Origin of the sequence: Thiocapsa sp. C2-2m, from assembly GCF_041903745.1 — a bacterium.
GTDB classification, from domain to species: Bacteria; Pseudomonadota; Gammaproteobacteria; order Chromatiales; family Chromatiaceae; genus Thiocapsa; species Thiocapsa roseilacustris.
The window spans coordinates 45,844-61,344 of the sequence record NZ_JBBWVD010000001.1; the positions used below are offsets into that span (position 1 = coordinate 45,844).

The window sequence follows — 15,501 nt, forward strand, 5'->3', positions numbered from 1 at the left end:
GAGACCGCCATGACCTCACGCCTCACGTTGCCGCTCGTGCTCTCGGCGCTCGCCGTCCTGAGCGGCTGCGCCACCCGAGCGCCTGCTCCGGATGCCTTGGCGGCACAGGACCAACGCCCCGCCGAGTATCGACCCACACGCGCCGCCGCCGCGTCGATGCAGGCCTGGATCGCCCCCTGGGAGGATGCGACCGGCGATCTGTATCCGCCCTCCACGGTGTACATCGAGGTGCTGCGCGAGCACTGGCAGTACGACGGTGCACCGCACGGGCGTTTGACCGTGCTGCGGCCGCTGCAGGTGCAGCCGCGCTCGCCCGTGCCGAACGATGCCGCGTCTCCGGTGATGCCCCCGGATACGGTTCCGACGGATCCGGCAAGCGTACCCATGCACCTGCCGCGGGCGGACAAGCGCGGCGCCTGAACACCGTGGTCCGGTGCAGACCGGACGATCGGCCCACCCGAACCCGCGCGGCGCGGGTTCCTCAACCTTTCGGAGAAGCTGATCATGTTGTCCCCGCCCCCGTTGTCCGGTCGCGACCGCCGGACCCTGCTGTTCGCGGGCATCGCCGCGACCCTGCTCGCCCTGGCGCTCTCCGCGAGCGCCACGGCCGGCACCACCGGGACCGAGTTCTCGGCCCTCTACACCCTGCTCACCGGCTGGATGACCGGTTTTCTCGGCCGGGTGGTGGCCGTGATCTTCATCATCATCGGCGTCATCGCCGGTGCCGCACGCCAGTCGATCATGGGCTTCGTCCTGGGCATCGCCGCCGGCGTGGGCATGTTCCTGGCCCCGGCGATCGTCGACGGCGTCGTCACCGCCACCCTGCCCGTCCTCTGATCGGAGCCTTCCGATCGCCCGGACCCCGACCATCGGGTCCATTGCCGGGTCCCGACCACGGGACCCCTCAACCACGCGAGGTCTTCATGATCGGATTCGACAGGCGCGCCGTCGCCGGCGTGGCCCTCGTGATGGCGGTCGCGGTCGCGCACGCCGGCGACGCCCCGCGGCTTCCCGAATCCCTGATCGGCGCGTTGCCCGGCGTCGGCGATCTCGTCGTCTATCCGCGCTCGGGCGACGTCCACGTCTGCCGCCGCATCCCCGCGCGCGCTTCGGCGGTCTGCACGAGCGCGCGACAGGTCATCGACGGCGCGCTCGCCCATCGCGACGCTTGGCTCGCGGGTACCGCCGATCTGCTCTACCCGACGGATCCGGACATCGCGGTGCTCGATCGCGCGATCGCTCTCGCCGCGGACGGCGCGGACGGTCTGTTCCTGGTCGCCTACCGACTGGCAGGGCACCACGCCGACGGCGTTCCGTCCCGGTCCCGGACACTCGTCGTCACCCGCTGTGCCCCGCACCGGGAGGCCGACCGCGGATCCTCCGCAGGAGCCGGGCCCACAGCGCTCTGCAGCGAAGCGGAATATTCCTTTGCACCGACCGGCGAACCGCAGGCGGCGCACGCACGCGACGGTGCCGGTCACCTCGCCGTCGCCACGACCGCGAACGGCGTGGCCATCCTGCTCCCCGACGGACGCGCGCTGTTCACCGCCGACGCGGTCGACCCGCTCGCCTGGAGCGCGGCGCACATCCGACGCCACCCGCAACAGGTGTTCGCGCCGACCTCGGCCGCCGAGCAGCGTATCGAAACACGCGGCGCCGTCTTCCGGCTTCATGCGTCGGCCCGCGACGATGCGCTGATCGTCACGCGCGAAGACGCCGCCGTCGACGGCGCGACCCAGGTATCGCTCGGCGTCCTGCCTGCCGACCCGAGCGATCCCAGCCCGATGCTCCGACTCGCGGAGACCCGCCTGTTCGACCGTGCGCAGGGGCCGCGACCATGAGCCGATCCCGCACCGCCCCGGTCCAGGTGCGCTCGCCCTCCGGCAAACCCCTGAGCGACTGCGCCCGCCGCCGCGCCAGGGAGATGGTCCGCCGGGGCCGCGCGACCTGGATCTCGACCACGCCCCCGATCATCCGCCTCACCGAGAAGCCCTCATGACGACACCGCGCCGGTTCACCGGCTCGCGCGCCAACGCGCTCTTCCCGACCCTGGCCTACGACCCGGACAGCCATCTGTTCCTGCTCGACGACCAGTCGCTCGCCTTCGGCTATCTGTGCGAGCCCCTGTCCGCCGCCGATCAGTCCAACGCCGACCGCCTGCTCGTGCTCGGCAATCTCGACTGGCCGCCCGAGACCCTGCTGCAGGTCGCGCTCTGGACCTCTCCGGATATCGAGGAGACGGTCGCGCGCATGGAAGGGCTGCGCATCGAGACCGCCACCGCGCTGTTGCGCGAATCCACGCGCCGCACCGCCGCCTATCTGCGCGCCGGCAGCACCGCCCCGCTCTCCCCGGCCGGGGATCTGCGGCTGCGCGAGCTGCAGGTGTTGCTCACGGCCAAGCTGCCGCTCGCCGCCCCGCAGCCGAGCGCGCACGAGTTGCGCGATGCCCGCGAGCTGCAGGCGACCGCCCTGCAGGTGCTGGTCACCGCCGGGATGCGCCCGACGAGCCTCACGGCCGACCGCCACGTGCGGATCATGACGACCCTGCTCAATTGGGGAGCGCAGGCGGGGTGGCGCGACCGCATCACGCCCGAGTGCGATGCCCGGCGTCCGGTGCGCGATCAGTATCTGGACTACGACGTCGGCATCGATGTCGACGCCAAGGGGATCACGCTCGGGGAGCAACGCATCCAGACCTTCTCGGTCAAGCGCTTTCCCGACCGGGCCGGCTTCGGGCTGGCCGCGCGCTTCCTCGGGGATCCCTTCTCGGGCTCGCGCGGGGTGCGCCACAATGCGTTGATCACCCTGAACCTGCATTTCCCGGACCCCGAGGCGACGCGGGTGAATCTCACCTCGCGTGCGCAGTGGGCGGCCCATCAGGTGAGCGGCAATCTTTCGCACTACATGCCGCGGCTCGCCCACAACAAGCGCGACTTCGACGCCTTGTTCGTCCGTCTGGACCACGGCGACCGCCCGCTGCAGGCGTATTTGGGGATCGTGCTCTTCACCGCCCCGGAAGAGGCCGCGGGCGCGGCCTCGAATCTGCGCACCTATTGGCGCGAGCTCGGCTTTCAGGTCTTGACCGACCGCTTCTTCGTGCTGCCGCTGTTTCTCAACTGCCTGCCGTTCGGGGCGGATCGCGGGGCGATCCGTACCAGCTTTCGCTACCGCACCCTCTCGGCCGCCCATGCCGTCGCGCTCATGCCGGTCTTCGGCGACTGGAAGGGCACCGGCACCCCGGTCCTGAACCTGGTCGGGCGCACCGGCCAGCTCGTGGATCTGAGCCTCTTCGACTCGGCGACCAACTACAACGCCGTCATCGCCGCCTCCTCGGGCTCGGGCAAGTCGTTCCTCGCCAACGAGCTGCTCTCGACCAACCTGAGTGTCGGCGGGCGCTGCTGGGTGATCGACGTCGGGCGCAGCTACGCCAACCTGTGCGAATCCCTCGGCGGGCAGTTCGTCGCCTTCACCGCCGACTCGGACATCGTGCTGAATCCCTTCGAGCTGCTGCAGACGTGGGAAGAAGACGCCGACGTGATCGCCGCCATGGTCACCGCGATGGCGGCCCCGACCGAGCCGCTCGGCGATTACCGTACCGCCGGGCTCAAGCGTGCCCTGCGCGAGCTGTGGGACACCCACGGCACGGCGATGACTGTCGATCTGATCGCCGCGGCCATGCTCGCCTGCGCGGACGAGCGCCTGCAGGACGTCGGCGTGCAGCTCTACCCCTTCACCTCGCGCGGGGAATACGGTCGCTGGTTCCACGGGCGCAACACCATGGACTTCAGCGCGGACCTGGTGGTTCTGGAGCTCGAAGAGCTCAAAGGGCGCAAACACCTGCAGCAGGTCATCCTGCTGCAGCTCATCTTCCAGATCCAGCAGGCGATGTACCTGGGCGAGCGCGCGCGCCAAAAGCTGGTGCTGATCGACGAGGCCTGGGATCTGCTCACCCAGGGGGATGTCGCGACCTTCATCGAGCACGGCTACCGGCGCTTTCGCAAGTACAACGGGGCGGCGATCACCGTCACCCAGTCCCTCGCCGACCTCTACGCCAACCCCACCGGGCGGGCGATCGCCGACAACAGCGCCCACACCCTCCTGCTCGCCCAACCCGGTCACGCCATCGATCGGCTCAAGGCCGATCACCGTCTGCCGATGACCGCCGCGGGTGCGGAAATGCTCAAGACCGTGCACACGGTTCCCGGCGCCTACTCCGAGATCATGACCTTGACCGACAGCGGCGCGGGGATCGGCCGGCTGATGGTCGACCCCTTTCGCCAGCTGCTCTACTCCACCAAGCCCGCGGACGTGGCGGCCATCCGGCGTCTGCGCGAGCGCGGGATGAGCGTCGAGGAGGCGATCAACCGCTTGCTGGCGGGGGCCGAGACGGAGGCGTCCGATGCTGCCTGAGACCACCGTCCCCGAGGTTCGGCACCCGGAAACCCGGGTTCCCGCGGATCGCCGTGCAGGTTCCCTCCTGCTGCTCGCGGCGATCCTGCCGGCGGCACTCGCCGGCGGTTACCTCGGTGCCGAGATCGCGGCCCAGCCGCTGCGCGAGGCCATCGCCACCCGCCCGCCGGTGCTGATCATCGATGTCGCGGCCGCCCTTGACGGGATCGCGCCGGAGGACGTCGGCGAGGCGATCGCGGACCTCAGGACAACCGCCGTGCGTCTCGCCGACGGGGACGTTCTGGTTTTGGACGCCCAGGCCGTGCTCGCGGCACCTGAGGATGTCTATGTCCGGCAGCGCGATGTGCCGTCGGGGACGCAGCCATGAGCGCAGGCACCAACATCGCCACCTCGCCCGCGGCCCGCCTCGCACGCACCATCCGGTACGGTCTGCCGGTGCTGCTGGTTGTCCTGGTGTTGATGGTCTATTTGGGGACGCGCTATCGCATCGCGATCGACGATCAGGTCGACAAGTGCTTGCCGCCCTACACCCTCTTTCTGGTGGATCGCCACGACGACGCGATCGAGCGCGACGGCCTCTACGCCTTCCCCGCCGGCGAGCGCATGGCACCGTACTTTCCGATGCAGATGCAGGTGATCAAACGGGTCGTCGGCCTGCCCGGAGAGACGGTCTCGGTCACTGAACAGACCACGCGGGTCGACGGGCGAACGGTCGGCGAAGGGCTGGATCTGGCCGGCACGCTCGGCACGCCAGCAGCGACGTTCGTCCGCGAGGTCATGGTCCCCGCCGATGCCGTCTGGATCATGGGCGCCACCCGCGACAGCTTCGACTCGCGCTACTGGGGGCCGCTGCCGCGTCAGCAGATCATCGGGCGGGCCTATGCGGTGTTCTGAGTGTCGGTTCCCTACCCTGTTGGTTCTATCGCTTCAGCTCGTCGCGACGGCCTCCGCCCAGTCAAGCGAGCGCGCCGACCTGCGGGCGCTGCGGGACCAGGCCGGCGCCACCCAAGAGGCGGTCTCCGGCACGACGCTTCCGGACTGGCTCCGGCCGGGCTCTTCGGCGTCGGCGCGTGCGGGCGAGGCGCTCGGCGCGGCCGAGCGCGAACGGTTGCACCGACTGACCACCGCGCAGATGCCCGCCCTCCCCGACGCGCAAACGACCGCGACCGCAACGCCGAAGCAGACCATCACGCTCCTGGTCTCGCGCGCGCTGGGCGCGGCTGCCCTGCGCGACATCTTCGCCACCGCCGCCCGACCCGACGTGCGGATCGTCTTTCGCGGGGTGGCCGAAGGCGAACCGCTGATCGACTTCATGCGCGGGATCCATGCCGAGCTGGACGGTCTCGATCCGATGCCCGCGGTCGAGCTCGACCCGACACCCTTTCGCGAGACCGGCGCCGAGGCCGTCCCGCTGATGATCCTGTCCGGTCCCGACGGGGAGATCGCGCGGGTCGCCGGCCTGTCGGATCCGGCATGGCTGCAGGCGCAGGTGGCGGCCGGCCGGACCGGCGACCTGGGCGTGCGCGGACCGGTCGAGACGATCTCCGAACCGGACATGCTCGAGGAGATCGCGCGCCGGGTCGCCGCCCTGGATCTCGCGGCACTGCGCGAGCAGGCGCTCGCGCGCTATTGGACACGCGCGGTCTTCGAATACCTGCCGACCGCGCGGGAGCCCCGCACGCGGGTGATCGATCCCGTGATCGAGGCGAAGGTCGACATCGCCCTGCCGGACGGGACCCTGTTGGTGCGCTCCGGCGAGAGGCTCAATCCGCTCGATCGCCTGGCCTTCGGGCTGCGTCTGGTGGTGTTCGATCCGACCGAGCCGGCCCAGGTCCGCACGGCGCGCACGCTGGGCGAGAGCGCCGGGCCGCTGCGCCCGGTCTATCTGGCGACCCGTTTGGAACGCGAGGCCGGCTGGGAGGGCTTTCGCGCCATCGAGGATGCCCTGGACGAGACGGTCTATCTGCTGACCCCGGACGTGCGCGAACGCTTCGCCCTGGAGCGCGTGCCGGCGAGCGTCGAGTCCGCCGGTCGTGTCTTCCTGGTGCGCGAGCATCCGCCCGAGGAACCCCGATGAAGGCTTTGAAGGCACCCACCCTGCCCCGCCTCGCCGGACTGCTCGCGGTCGTCCTGACGCTGTCGCAGTCCCCCGTTCGGGCCGCCGACCCCGCCTGCCCGGACGCCGAGCTGTTCTCGGGCAAGCTGATCACCGATGTCTGCTGGGCCTGTCTGTTTCCGATCCGCATCGCCGGCATGCCCCTGTTCGGCGGCAGCGCACCGGCGGGTGCGGCCTCCGCACCGTTGTGTGCCTGCAACGACGGCCTCGGCGTGCCGCATCCGGGCTTCACCGTCGGGATGTGGGAGCCCGCGCGGCTGATCGAGCTGGTCCATGCCCCGCGCTGCGCGCCGGCCTTGGGCGGGATCCGTTTGCCGCTCGGCAGTCGCCGTCTGCTCGGCACCGCGGGTCAAGCCGAATACGACGCGAGCGATACCTCCTTCTACAACTTTCATTGGTACGCCTTCCCGCTGCTGATCCTGCTGGATCTGTTTTGGGACGACCGCTGCAACCCGGACGGCTATGTCGATCTGGACCTGCTCTATGTCTCCGAGCTGGATCCGACCTGGAACCACGACGAGTTGGCCTTCTTCACCAACCCGGAGGCCGCCTGGCTCGCCAATCCGGTCGCCCTGGCCGCCTGCCTGGCCGATGCCGCCGCGGCGACCGCGGGCACCCCGATCGATGCGCTCTTCTGGTGTGCCGGGACCTGGGGCAACCTTTATCCCTTCACCGGGCGGGGGCCGACCGTCGGCTCACGTGCGCGCGAAACCAGTCTGGCCTCGGCCCGGTCTCTCGCCGCCCTGCATCGGCGCGGACTCGCGCGTCGCACGATGGGCAACGACGCCCTGTGCGGTTCCCCGATTGCGCCCTTCCTCCCGAAGAGCCAGTACAAGCTCTCGATGTTCTACCCTCTGCCCGAGACGCAGCGCGCCCACGTGATCGGCGAAAGCCCGTTCACCTGGGGGGAGTGGCGCAACATCCCCGCGGTCGGGGAGGACCATCTCTATCTGCTGTGGCGTTGGAACGACTGCTGTGCGACCTTCTGAGCGGTATCTCCTCCCGGTCCGGGTCCTGACCGGCCTCCTCTGCATCGCCCTGGTCTGGACCCCGTGGGCGTTGGTGTGGGGCGACGACTTCGCCGACGCCATCGACGCGGGCAAGCAGGCGGGGCGCGAAGCGACCGGCGCACTGACGCTGCCGGCGCTCTCGGGCGATACGCTGACGCTGCCGGGCGGGGACCTGCGTCTCGACGCGCTCTTTCCCGGCGCCGCCGGCGGCGACCCGGCGAGCTTCTCCGGCCTCTACGGCAATCACCACGGCACCCTGATCCACGGCCAACAGGCCCAAGGTGCCCTGATCACCGAGGGCTCGGCGACCGGCGAGGCGTACCGCACCCTGCGCGGCTCGGTCGAGCGCTCCCGTCCCGACATGCGCATCGACCCGCTGTAGGCGCAGACCGACGACGTGCTCGACACCTTCGAGGCGATCGCCGAGACCTTCGGACACTGCGAGACCGCAACGACCTTCGACAACGGCGCCCGCGAGGTCCAGGTTCCGGATCTGCGCACCTGCGATCGGTTGACCCCGCAAGGCGGCTCCTGCTCCTGGTATCACGACTACGCGCTCCCGTCGCAGGAGAGTCTCGTGACGGTCGGCGGCAGTGCGGCGCTGGAGAGCTGCGGACCCGGCTGCACGCGGGTCGTGCTCGAGCGCGGCGGATCCTGGAGTGAAATCGACGCGAGCTCCGGCGCCGTCCCCGTCGACGCTCCCCCGTTGGAGGGCGAATTCGCCGTGAGCGATCCGGCACGCGTTGAAAGCATCCAGGTTACGCTCGTCTTCGGCGATCGACCGGATCACGAGGCCGCCGAGGGGTGGTTTCTCCAGGGAACGCGTTCCTGGTATTCGGCGCGCTTTCCCGGGGTCGATCGCGCGCGCACCACGCCGGGCGACTGGTTCGACGCGACACCCATGACGGAGAACCTGCGCAACGGCGGTCGGTTCAGCCTGCGCCACGACCAGACCTGGACCTACAGCGATCAGGGCGGACCCACCGAGGCGTGCCCCTTGTGCAGGGAGCAGTTCAGCTACCCCGTCTATTTCGGGGCGATCGCGCTTGCGGTGGAGATCCGTTACACCTCCCGGCCGCTGCGCAGTGTCTGGGGCGCGAACGACGGCTGTTACGACCTGCTCGAGACCCTCGGCAGCGACTTCTGCAGCGGTACGGTCGAATGCTTGGGCTCGCCCCCGCTCGCCGCGGACAGCTGCTACGAGCACGCCGACGTGCGGATCTGCCCGGACGCCATGGCGGCCCCGCCCGTGGCCGGTCAAAACCCCTTCTGCACCGAGATCAAGGTGACCGCGAGCTGCTCGGGGTTCAACCAAGGGCAAATGCAATGCTGGACCGATCCGCAGGGACAGCTGCAGTGTCCCTACAACGACGGCGATCAACCCTCCGACTGCATCGCCTTGGAGGCCGATCCCGCCTGCGGCTTCATCAAGTCCGAATGTGTCGAAGGGGCCGTCGACAACCGCGGGATCTGTTTTCTGTTTGAAGAGACCTGGGACTGCGGCGCCGCGCGCACCATCCCGTTCCTGGAGCGCAACCGCACGCTCGACTGTGCCGGTCCGGTGCGCTGCCTCGGCACCGACTGCGCGGAGTTTCCCGAGGAGCAGTCGGCGGACTTCGCCAAGGCGGTCGGCGCGTTGCAAACGGTGCAGATGGCGGTCTCGGACATGCAGTGCACGCCGGGCGGCAGCTGTCGGGTGTTCTCGGGCAGCGCCCATGAATGCAAACGCGCGGTCGGGGGGATCGTCAACTGCTGCACGCGACCCCAAGGGGTGTCGCTGGCGGATTACGTCGGTCTGATCTTCGCACTCGGCAAGATCGATGCCGCGATCATGGGGCTCGACAAAGGGGCCATGATCCGCGGCTCCTGGGAGACGTTGCGCCAGCCGGTCACCGCGACCTGGAGCGCGGTCAAGGAATCGTTCACCAGCGTGGCCAACAGCTTCACCGGCAAGACCGCGGCGGCCGCGACCGATGCCGCGGCCGAGGTCGGACTGAATGCGGTCAAACAAGCGCTTCTGAAGCAGACCGCGGAATGGGCCGCACAGCTCTTCGGCGATGCCGCGGTCAATGCGCTCTTCTCGACCACAAGCGGCGGGGTGGCGGTCACCGGAGGAGTGGTGGCCGAAGGCTCGGTGCTGCAGCTCGGCGGCGGCACGGCCTGGCTCGGCACGGCCATGGCCTGGGCGATGTACGCCTACATGATCTACACCGTGGCGATGATCCTGATCCGCATCATCTGGACCTGCGAGCAGAGCGAGTTCGAGCTGGGTGCGAAGCGGGAGCTGCGCGCCTGCCATCGCGTCGGATCCTACTGCAAACAGGAGGTGCTGACTTGGTGCGTGGAGAAGCGCGAGAGCTACTGCTGCTTCAACACCCCGCTCGCGCGGATCCTCAACCAGCAGATCCGCCCGCAGCTCGGGCGCGACTGGGGCGAGGCGCAATCTCCGGAGTGCTCGGGGATCGACATCCGGGATTTTGCGCGCGTCGACTGGACCCGGGTGAATCTCGACGAGTGGCTGGCAATCCTCTACGAGACCGGACACTTCCCGACCCTGGAGACCCTCACCGTCGAGGATCTGACCGGCGCGGGCAGCGCGCTGACCGTCCGCAGCGAGGGCCGGGCGGATGCGGCGACACGCACCGTGCAACGCAGCGACGGACTCGACAGCGAGGAGGTCCGCAAGGAGGCCGAGTCCGAGCTGTGGCGGGAGACGCTTCCGGCCCTGCCGGCCGAGTAGGCGCGGGTCGGGATCGTTCACCCCGAGATCCTTCGCCACCGAGCCGTGAATGCGCCCGCTGCCCGCCTCCGCGCGAGCGCTTCGGCATCTTGATGCCGTCCGGAAAAGCCACACCGGTCGATCGTTCACGGAATTCGAACACAGGTCAACGAACGGCCTGCCATCTTCCGCATCATTCGGATCTTACGTATCATATCGAAAAGACAGATCTCGAGGACGCAAGGTTATGGTCACCATTAGCTCCGCCGAATTTCAGAGACACTTCGGCCGTTATCAGGATGTCGCCCTCACGGAGCCGGTCGCGGTCACGCGCAACGGACGCGAGCGGCTGGTGGTCTTGTCGGTGGATGAATACCAACGGCTGAAGAAACGTGACCGTCAGGTCATGCAGCTGGCGGATTTCACCGAGGCCGACCTCCAGGCCCTCCGCGCCGTCGAGGCATCACCGCACGCCGCCACCTTCGACGCTGAAGTGACCGGCTAGAACAGTGACATTGCCGGAGCCAATCCCGGGTCTGGTGATTCGCTACGCCTACTTATGGGGTGATGCACACCGACGCGGCCAAGAGGAAGGGCTCAAGGACCGCCCCTGCGCCGTGATTTTGGTCACGACAAACCAGGAGGGAGAGCGAATCGTCACGGTTCTGCCGGTCACCCACAGTCCGCCGGCAGACCCGTCCCTGGCCGTCGAGCTTCCGCCTGCGACCAAGCGCCGTCTCGCACTGGACAACGAGCGATCCTGGGTGATCTTAACCGAGGCCAACCGATTGACGTGGCCGGGTCCGGATTTGCGCTTCGCGCGTCCCGGCGACTTGGCGAGCGTGGCCTATGGCGAGTTACCCGGGGTTCTGTTCAAGGAGATCAAGACCAAATTGCTGCGAGCACTCGAGGCCCGCCGCGTCGGTCTTGTGCCGCGAACCGAATGAGAATGCCATGACCAAGCGTGTTTCGCTGCTCGCGGCATCCGCCGGTCCCGGCCGACCCTCCATCGGCAAAGCCGCTACCGGAGTTGGAAGCAACTCGACGCCATGATGCAGGACCAGTGAAAGGATTCCGGCAGCCGGGTCGATGAAGACGACGATCCGACGAGAGCGAGCCGGTCGCATGCGCAGGTCGTTCAACGCCCGTCCGGCGTGGCCGCGCATTCTCCTCCTGGCCCTTCTGCTGCCGGCTTCGAACGCGCTCGCCGCGGACTGGACGCCTGCCGGGGAGTCGCAGCGGCAGGACATCAGCGCGGACCTCGCCTACGCCAAGCGCACCGCGGTGCGCCCGTCCGACGGCAAACAAGTCAGCGCACACCTCGCCTTCTTCACCTCGCGAGCGTTCCGCTTGGAGGTCATCGATCTTGGGGCGGGCCCCGAGGCGGCCAACGCGACGCTGGAGTCCGCCTTCCGCAGCGAGGGCTGCGTCGCCGGGGTCAACGGCGGCTTCTTCCATCCGGATCGGCAGCCGGCCGGGCTCGTGATTTCCAAAGGACAACGGATCAATCGCTTCGAGACCGCAAAACTTCTGAGCGGCGTAATCTACAACGACGAGCGCGGCATCCACCTCGTCCGGCGTGGCCGGTTCCAAGATCACCCGCACATCAGCGCCTTGTTGCAGACCGGACCCTATCTCGTGGAAAACGCACGCCCGGTGCGGGGCCTGTCCACCGCCGATCCGCGGCGCCGCACCTTCGTCGCCACGGATTGGCGCGGACACTGGGTCATCGGTGCGACCACGAGCAGTCTCTCCCTCGCCGAGCTCGGGGACATTCTCGCTGTCCCGGACGTCCTAACGCCTTGGAGGGTGGATCGCGCCATCAACCTCGACGGCGGATCCTCGACGGGATTCTTCTTCGAGCGCGGCGCCGACCGGGCTCCCATGACCCTGCAACCCTGGAAACGCGTGCGGAACCTCCTCGGAATCTGCCCGCGTTGATCCGTGCCGAGGGAGCGAAACCGATCGGCCAGCACCCCACTGCGAAGATGGATTCCGGAAAGCGACATCGGCATCGGCACTCGGAGCCCCCAAAGGGCAGGCGCCGGCGATGCCATCACCGGTGCCCGGCGGTAAGCCGACGGTTGCCATGAGTCTGCTCGACTTGGTGGACGCGGTCTGCTGCCAGTCGAGTCGCCGGCATTCGTGGCTCCTCCGCCCCAGGAGCGGTCAGTCGCGGATCCTTGGCACTGCGGCCCGGAAGGGGCGCTATCGGCAATACTGTGGACAGTGGAATTTTGTCCGTCGGAGTCCGCAATCGCCCAGACAGCCGACGGCCGTCCTGCGCAGGAGCGCCACATGCTGTGTCCACCGAACTTAGTGCGCCTGGAAATTCGCACTTATGCTCAGTTACCACACCGCCCAGCTAGACAAGATGCCTGTGTTATGCTGCGATTCCTTTAAAATAGAGTTCTGCGATGACATTCGGCGGCATATCTTGCGTGCAACGACATGCAAGATCTCCCTGTGCCCGCGATTGGATGCCACTTACCATTAATTTTTTGGCTCTTCTGATTGGATGATTTCTCTCAGTCATTTAGTTTGCGGTGTACCAAGAGGCAATGGTGATCTCGCTATTTGCCTGAAACACCTCGGCTCCACTTTATCCACTCTAGGCGACTATCTGGCTCCGCGCGGTAGAGTGCGTACTGTTGATAGACTCGTATCTCCGTTTCTCGCTCGTAGTGTCCTAGAAGTTGCATGTACCAGCATCATCGCGCGATGGGATCCGTTCAGAGTCTTAGCTCTAGCAAAGATTCAATCACAAGGCACCTACGACCCATCTCGTAAGGTCGCGTCCGCAATTCAGTGGTCAGGGGACGTACTAGCCAAAGATCCCGGAGGCGCTAAGCTTTGGGATAGAGAAAAGAAGCCGGATAACTTTGATCGGGCACTACTTAGTGATCATCAGGATGTAATTCTCTGGCAACCCGCTTTTGCCGTACTCTTAGACCACCTCGCCGGTTATTCTGGTGCAAGTCAGTCACTCCAAGATCTCGTTAACATGGAGCCTGCAAGAATAGTCCCGCGTCTAAGGGGTACCGCAAGTAGACTCTACTCCCGCGCTTCAAAGGGAATCCACCACGAGTTCGTACTTTCACTTTCCTCATACTACGACGATGCAACGTTAGCCGAGCTTGCAAATGAAACCCTGTGGCTAAGCGCAACGATGGGGCTTATTATCAATTTTAGCGAGCACGCCGCATTTCCCATCACCCACATTCGCGCAGTGAAGATCTACGAGGAACTCGGGCTTTGACCGACACTACAAATCACCAGTTGACGGAAGAACGCTCCCTTGTCCTAGCTGCCGAAGAGTGCCGCCCGGAGCTTTTTGATGCAATCCATAAGTTCTCGGATCATGATCAACGAACGATCCGAAAACTGCGTGCGCACGGGCCCGTCTTGCTTCAGGGGGGGCGCGGCACCGGGAAGAGCGCTTTTATGATCGCGGCCTCTCGGCAAATGGCTCCGCACAGCCCCGATTCGGATATTCTCGGGTTGTATGTGAGCCTAAGGTATGTGCCCTTGCTCAAGGCGACTGGCGACGCCTATGAAAGGCTTTTCTGTCAATGGGTCAGCGGTCGAATCCAACACTCTCTGGCTGACACTCCTTTCGAGTTCTCGGATTCTCAAGATCTAGCGCAGCTCAAAGCGAATCTATCGGAGTTATCCAAGCGCGCGGATCGACGCGTTGTTCTGCTATTTGACGATGCTGCCCACATTGGACGCGAAACGTCATTGGGCGTTTTCTTTGACATATTCCGTACTCTTTCCAGTGATTCCATTAGCTGCAAAGCAGCGATTTATCCCGGTGTCACGGAATTTGGCACCAGATTCGACGTCTACAACGACGCCAGCCTGATCGATGTTCTCAGATCGCCGGAGCAAGCTGGTTTCTCACAGCTTTTCCTCGATATACTAACTTCACGTTATCCGATACTTACCGGCCAACGTGTTACGGGCTTTTCTTTGCATGAACTTGCGGCATTTGTGGGCTCCACCGTTCTTGGCAATGTGCGTGGGTTTGTTTTTGCAGTTAATGATCTATTGGACCATCTAGAACAAGACGCAAAGATTGGCTATACCGCAGTTGGGCAGTCTTTGCTTAGACTGGCAGCTACTTACTATTGGCCGCTGCTTGAGGAAGTGCGACCTAAGCTTGGCCGCTACGCGCCAGCCGTAGAGGCGGCGCATGAAATCGCAGATACTCTTTTTCAAGCGTGCGCATCCACTGAAGCCCAATCCGTGATTGTACACAGAAAACTGGTTGCAAAATATGCAAAACCATTTGAAATACTAGAGTACGCTGGTTTTCTGACGCGACGAGAAGCTTCTCGTGCACTGAAATCGGGGGGGCGTGGCCCTAGGTTCGCAGTGAATCTCTGCAATCTACTAGAGCAGACTGCTGGCTCACGCCTTACCGCTAAACTTTTTGAAAATTGGTTGACGAGAAGCAGCCAGACAATAGAACTCCACGAACGAGGAGAGCAATTCGCAAACATACCGATCCCGGAGCCTGACCCTAACAACAATCTGGAGATCCTTCAACTACCGGTAAGCCTCCTGCGTAAGAGTCCTGCGTACCCGTATGGGTTAACGGAGCGCAAACTTGACGTCCTTCAAAACGCTGGTATTCGCACGATAGGCGAGTTAGCGGAAGCGTCCGATGACGACCTTCTTTCGCTAGAAGGAGTCGGCCCTACTTTCTTGGACCGCTTTCGATCAGTCGTCAGTCAGGCGATCTGGATGTAGATTGTGATTCCTGTCACATCAGCAAGGATCTCGGAACGGGAGGTGTCTGCAGGAGAGAGAGCAATTTGAGTTTATTTGATTTGATCGACCACATGGATAGCTCGACGGCCGGTATTGGCTCTTGAGCAGTCAGTGTGAGCGAGGTACCCAGAGTCCGCCTCGCGTAGTTCAGTAGCCCGACCTGGATCGTGGAATAGGCGCTCCGCCCCATTACCTGTCACCCAACTCTGGGGGCGATCAGGAAGGACTCTGCCATTGCAAACGCTAGCGCTTCGTAGGTCGGCGTCTGCAGTGGCCTGCTCAGCCTGCAGCCGCCGCTTTCATGAGTTACGTGTACTTTCCACAGTAATGTTTCTCAGAATTTCGAATCATTGATTATCGCTCTATGCTGGATCCTCAATGCTCGTCGAGAGGTTCATAGAATCCATTTCTTACGGAATTTTCGGGAGATGGTTCCGGGCGTTCTGATGTTGTTGGCGCGCCTTTGATGC

The 15,501-nt window shown here is 65.5% G+C and carries 15 protein-coding genes; all 15 read left to right on the forward strand.

Annotated elements, in window-relative coordinates:
* The first annotated feature begins 9 nt into the window (after nucleotides 1-9).
* Nucleotides 10-420, forward strand: a complete 411-nt coding sequence (locus tag AADX97_RS00200; protein ID WP_374232923.1) for a TraV family lipoprotein — start codon at nucleotides 10-12, stop codon at nucleotides 418-420.
* Nucleotides 421-504: 84 nt separating this feature from the next.
* The gene (gene traA / locus AADX97_RS00205) at nucleotides 505-837 is read left to right on the forward strand and encodes a TraA family conjugative transfer protein (protein WP_374232922.1); all 333 of its coding nucleotides are present in this window, start codon (nucleotides 505-507) and stop codon (nucleotides 835-837) included.
* Nucleotides 838-923: 86 nt separating this feature from the next.
* A complete protein-coding gene (locus tag AADX97_RS00210; protein WP_374232921.1) occupies nucleotides 924-1,841 on the forward strand; it encodes a hypothetical protein in 918 nt (305 codons plus the stop codon).
* Entirely contained in the window at nucleotides 1,838-1,999 is a 162-nt protein-coding gene (locus tag AADX97_RS00215) for an RRXRR domain-containing protein (RefSeq protein WP_175534686.1), read from the forward strand. Before AADX97_RS00210 ends, AADX97_RS00215 begins: the two co-directional genes overlap by 4 nt.
* Nucleotides 1,996-4,410, forward strand: a complete 2,415-nt coding sequence (traC, locus tag AADX97_RS00220) for a type IV secretion system protein TraC (RefSeq protein WP_374232920.1) — start codon at nucleotides 1,996-1,998, stop codon at nucleotides 4,408-4,410. Before AADX97_RS00215 ends, traC begins: the two co-directional genes overlap by 4 nt.
* A complete protein-coding gene (locus tag AADX97_RS00225; RefSeq protein ID WP_374232919.1) occupies nucleotides 4,400-4,777 on the forward strand; it encodes a hypothetical protein in 378 nt (125 codons plus the stop codon). Before traC ends, AADX97_RS00225 begins: the two co-directional genes overlap by 11 nt.
* A complete protein-coding gene (gene lepB, locus AADX97_RS00230; protein WP_374232918.1) occupies nucleotides 4,774-5,304 on the forward strand; it encodes a signal peptidase I in 531 nt (176 codons plus the stop codon). The genes AADX97_RS00225 and lepB overlap by 4 nt, the downstream gene beginning before the upstream one ends.
* A gap of 19 nt (nucleotides 5,305-5,323) precedes the next feature.
* Complete coding sequence (locus AADX97_RS00235; protein WP_374232917.1) at nucleotides 5,324-6,487, forward strand: TrbC family F-type conjugative pilus assembly protein; 1,164 nt, start codon at nucleotides 5,324-5,326, stop codon at nucleotides 6,485-6,487.
* A complete protein-coding gene (locus tag AADX97_RS00240; RefSeq protein ID WP_374232916.1) occupies nucleotides 6,484-7,515 on the forward strand; it encodes a TraU family protein in 1,032 nt (343 codons plus the stop codon). The genes AADX97_RS00235 and AADX97_RS00240 overlap by 4 nt, the downstream gene beginning before the upstream one ends.
* Nucleotides 7,502-7,918 carry a hypothetical protein gene (locus tag AADX97_RS00245; protein ID WP_374232915.1) on the forward strand — a complete coding sequence of 139 codons (417 nt, stop codon included), beginning with the start codon at nucleotides 7,502-7,504 and terminating at the stop codon, nucleotides 7,916-7,918. Before AADX97_RS00240 ends, AADX97_RS00245 begins: the two co-directional genes overlap by 14 nt.
* Before the next feature lie 15 nt (nucleotides 7,919-7,933).
* Nucleotides 7,934-10,276, forward strand: coding sequence for a conjugal transfer protein TraN (gene traN, locus AADX97_RS00250; RefSeq protein ID WP_374232914.1), 2,343 nt, complete (start codon nucleotides 7,934-7,936; stop codon nucleotides 10,274-10,276).
* A gap of 226 nt (nucleotides 10,277-10,502) precedes the next feature.
* Entirely contained in the window at nucleotides 10,503-10,760 is a 258-nt protein-coding gene (locus tag AADX97_RS00255) for a type II toxin-antitoxin system Phd/YefM family antitoxin (protein ID WP_374232913.1), read from the forward strand.
* A 4-nt stretch (nucleotides 10,761-10,764) separates the two neighbouring features.
* Entirely contained in the window at nucleotides 10,765-11,202 is a 438-nt protein-coding gene (locus tag AADX97_RS00260) for a hypothetical protein (RefSeq protein ID WP_374232912.1), read from the forward strand.
* A 178-nt stretch (nucleotides 11,203-11,380) separates the two neighbouring features.
* Complete coding sequence (locus AADX97_RS00265; RefSeq protein ID WP_374232911.1) at nucleotides 11,381-12,196, forward strand: phosphodiester glycosidase family protein; 816 nt, start codon at nucleotides 11,381-11,383, stop codon at nucleotides 12,194-12,196.
* 1,314 nt (nucleotides 12,197-13,510) lie between these two features.
* Complete coding sequence (locus AADX97_RS00270; protein WP_374232910.1) at nucleotides 13,511-15,010, forward strand: hypothetical protein; 1,500 nt, start codon at nucleotides 13,511-13,513, stop codon at nucleotides 15,008-15,010.
* Nucleotides 15,011-15,501 lie beyond the last annotated feature (491 nt).

What these genes read in the sequence shown, in the direction of transcription:
- AADX97_RS00200 (WP_374232923.1), top strand. Translation starts at nt 10, where the DNA reads ATGACCTCACGCCTCACGTTGCCGCTCGTGCTCTCGGCGCTCGCCGTC.
- traA (WP_374232922.1), top strand. Translation starts at nt 505, where the DNA reads ATGTTGTCCCCGCCCCCGTTGTCCGGTCGCGACCGCCGGACCCTGCTG.
- AADX97_RS00210 (WP_374232921.1), top strand. Translation starts at nt 924, where the DNA reads ATGATCGGATTCGACAGGCGCGCCGTCGCCGGCGTGGCCCTCGTGATG.
- AADX97_RS00215 (WP_175534686.1), top strand. Translation starts at nt 1,838, where the DNA reads ATGAGCCGATCCCGCACCGCCCCGGTCCAGGTGCGCTCGCCCTCCGGC.
- traC (WP_374232920.1), top strand. Translation starts at nt 1,996, where the DNA reads ATGACGACACCGCGCCGGTTCACCGGCTCGCGCGCCAACGCGCTCTTC.
- AADX97_RS00225 (WP_374232919.1), top strand. Translation starts at nt 4,400, where the DNA reads ATGCTGCCTGAGACCACCGTCCCCGAGGTTCGGCACCCGGAAACCCGG.
- lepB (WP_374232918.1), top strand. Translation starts at nt 4,774, where the DNA reads ATGAGCGCAGGCACCAACATCGCCACCTCGCCCGCGGCCCGCCTCGCA.
- AADX97_RS00240 (WP_374232916.1), top strand. Translation starts at nt 6,484, where the DNA reads ATGAAGGCTTTGAAGGCACCCACCCTGCCCCGCCTCGCCGGACTGCTC.
- AADX97_RS00255 (WP_374232913.1), top strand. Translation starts at nt 10,503, where the DNA reads ATGGTCACCATTAGCTCCGCCGAATTTCAGAGACACTTCGGCCGTTAT.
- AADX97_RS00265 (WP_374232911.1), top strand. Translation starts at nt 11,381, where the DNA reads ATGCGCAGGTCGTTCAACGCCCGTCCGGCGTGGCCGCGCATTCTCCTC.